This window comes from Chromobacterium sp. ASV23, from assembly GCF_016428945.1.
Classification (GTDB): domain Bacteria; phylum Pseudomonadota; class Gammaproteobacteria; order Burkholderiales; family Chromobacteriaceae; genus Chromobacterium; species Chromobacterium sinusclupearum.
The window spans coordinates 1-2,992 of record NZ_JAELTR010000118.1 but is presented as its reverse complement, the minus strand read 5'-3'; the positions used below and the strand labels follow the sequence as shown (position 1 = coordinate 2,992).

Here is a 2,992-nt window from a genome sequence, read left to right as displayed (position 1 = left end):
CCCCCCCCCCCCCCCCCCCCCCCCCCCCCCCCCCCCCCCCCCCCCCCCCCCCTTTTTGAGTCTCGTGGGCTCGGAGATGTGTATAAGAGACAGATTGTATTTTTAACATCTTCAGATGAGCCAATGCTTGGTGCTGAGTATTCAATCTCAGAACCTAGTGGAATTGTATGGAAAACATATTCGTTTTCTGGGTTTTTTATATGCTCTTTAAGTTGAAGCTTAAGGTCATTTTTTGCTGACTCTGATATGCATATCAGGCTGTTCGATATAATGGCTATTGATTTTAGCCATGTTTTAAAATGGCGAGTTGTTTTTGGATTGAACCACTCAGGATTTTTTAGGGGCAAAACATCATAAACAACAATATGAACTTTCACACCTTGTCTTTTCCACTCTATCAACTGCGATAGCTGGCGAGGTAACAAGTGTGCGGCCAGATCCAAGCCCAGGAAAATATCGCCGTAAGTGGTGACAACATCTTGGGCTATATATGCCTCCGGCGTGGGCTCGGTAAGAAAGTGCGGGTAGGCGTAATGGTAAGCATGCTTGCGGCTAGCATAGACGGGTTTTACCAGATAACCGGTGGGTGGATTTTGCAGCAATTGCAATAGCAGGGCCCGCACCACACGCTGGATGCCGGTGCGGGCGTCGTGCCTATGAATAACCGATACATCCACCAGCAGTTGTTTGGGGGCTGTATTAGAGGCGGGTGGAGGGGTGGGTACTTGTGCTTGTACCCAGCGCCTGGCGGTGGCAACCGGCAGCCAGCGCAGCAACCAAGCCGGCATATGGCAGATTAGTGTATTCATGCAGATACCTGCTGGTGGTACAGATGCAGGGCTTCGTCTACATCGTCAAAGGCTTGCAGCTGGCCCTGATGCAATACCGCGGCGCGGGTGCAATGTGCCCGCACATAATCGGCATGATGCGAGACGATGATCATGGCGCGGTCGCTACGTTTTTCAAATAATTCCCGGTGGCATTTCTCATGGAAGCGGCTGTCGCCCACGGCGACAATTTCGTCTATCAAAAAGCAGTCAAACTCCACCACCATGGAGATGGCAAAGGCCAACCGTGCCCGCATGCCAGCAGAATAGGTTTTTACCGGCTCTCGCAAGTAACGGCCCAACTCTGAAAATTCCTGTACAAAAGGGATCTTGTCTTCAAAGCTGGTGCCATATACGCGGCAAATAAAGCGCAGATTGTCCAGCCCGGTGAGGGTGCCTTGAAAAGCCCCGCCAAAGGCCAGGGGCCAGGACACGCTCATGCCACGGTGTATCTTGCCGCTGCTGGGTTGTTCCGCACCGCTGATCAGCCGGATGATGGTGGACTTGCCCGCGCCGTTGCGACCCAGAACGCCAACCTTTTCACCGGGATGAATGTGCAGGTTTACCTGGTTCAGCACCGTGATATCACCCTGGCGGGTGCCATAGTGCTTGCTGACGTTATCGATATGAATCATTCGGGGGTTACCGTACGGCTGATTTCACGGGTTTTGGCTAGGCCCAGCAGGGTGAGTAGCGCACAAATCAGCACCATATAACTGGTGTCGTAATGGGCTTTGAAGCTGGAGCCAAAGTAGCCTTCACGCAGCATTTCCACGCCATGTACCATCGGCAATAGCAAAACAAAATCCTGGGCCATGCCGGGTAGGGCATCCACCATGAACGCCGCGCCAGAGAGCGGAAACAGTAGGTAGGATGCTGGGTGCCAGAGTTTTTCCACTGTTTCAGACTGTTCACTCCAGGCACCCATCAAAATGGCTAGAGATATTCCGAACCAGGCGAGTAATAGCCAAGCAATCAGTACGGTGCCGACGTCTTCCGGTGGCTGAATCCAGCCGATAAAGGAAAAGAACAACGAGAGCACCACAAAGGAGATGCTGGCGCCGCCGGCTTCCAGCAGCAGGCGGGCGGCGTAGATGTCGATAACCTTGACGTTGCGGTGGTACATCAGGCTGAGGTTGGGGCCTACCGCTCCGATACAGCGAGTTGGCATATTGCGCCATAGCAAAACACTGGAGTAGCCAGAAATTGCAAAGGCGACGATGGGGAGGTCTGAGCCGTGGGCCGATTTGGTGATGGTCCACAAGGCGGTAACGCCGAGGGTAAACATCATCGGCTCGACAAACAGCCATAAAAAACCGATATTGTGGCGTCCGTAACGCGTGAGGATTTCACGCATCAGCAGGGCGCCAATGACACGGCGCTGTATTGCCCAAGAGCGGCGCAGGGAGGTTAAGTGCTCCATGTTTTAATCCTGATGCTCGCGCACACCTGCCAATAGCATGGTTAGGATACCCCACGCCACCAGCCCCAAAGCTAGAGTAGAGAAGATGCCACGAATACGCCGGGGTTCCTGGGCTTTGTCCGGTTTGCTAGGTTGAACAATCCGCTCCAAGTACAGCTGTTTACGTACGGCATCGCTTCGCGCCTGCTCAAGCGTAGCCATGGCGCTGGCCAACTGTTTGTCAGCAAACTCACGTTCTAGTACCAAACGCTGATATTCTGCTGCTTTGTTCGCTAGCGATTTATTCCCCCCCGCAACCAGATTGCTTTCTGCTGAGATTTCAGATTGTAATGTCTCGATGCGCTTTTTAAGTGCAGGAATCTGAGGGTTGTCCTGAGTGAAAGTCTGGAGCTGTGCCAATTGCGTTTTAGTGGCAATCAGTTCATCTTGCAACTTGGCAATTTGTTGTAATTGAATCGTGGATTGCCGCTCAGGATCAATAACACCTTTCTCATTGCGATATAGGGATAGAGCTACTGCAGCAGCTGTTGATTTTTTTTCTGCAGCATCAACTTCCCTACTCGCGAAGCGGATCATATCTTGTCTGCCGCGCTCGTTAAGGCGATTGATCAATTCCTCACTCATGTCGCTGTCTCTTATACACATCTGACGCTGCCGACGACAGCACGGAGGTGTAGATGGCGGGGGTCGCCGGGTCAGTAAAAAAGGGGGGGGGGGGGGGGGGGGGGGGGGGGGGGGGGGG

3 protein-coding genes are annotated in these 2,992 nt (G+C 53.1%); all 3 read right to left on the bottom strand.

What is annotated here, in order from left to right; genetic code table 11:
- Nucleotides 1-805 precede the first annotated feature (805 nt).
- From JHD59_RS21720 to JHD59_RS21710, 3 genes are read right to left on the bottom strand one after another with little or no spacing between them, the layout of a single operon-like run.
- Nucleotides 806-1,462, bottom strand: coding sequence for an ABC transporter ATP-binding protein (locus JHD59_RS21720; RefSeq protein WP_199155797.1), 657 nt, complete (start codon nucleotides 1,460-1,462; stop codon nucleotides 806-808).
- Entirely contained in the window at nucleotides 1,459-2,250 is a 792-nt protein-coding gene (locus tag JHD59_RS21715; RefSeq protein ID WP_199155796.1) for an ABC transporter permease, read from the bottom strand. The genes JHD59_RS21720 and JHD59_RS21715 overlap by 4 nt, the downstream gene beginning before the upstream one ends.
- A 3-nt stretch (nucleotides 2,251-2,253) precedes the next feature.
- The gene (locus JHD59_RS21710) at nucleotides 2,254-2,874 is read right to left on the bottom strand and encodes a hypothetical protein (protein ID WP_199155795.1); all 621 of its coding nucleotides are present in this window, start codon (nucleotides 2,872-2,874) and stop codon (nucleotides 2,254-2,256) included.
- Between the last annotated feature and the right edge of the window lie 118 nt (nucleotides 2,875-2,992).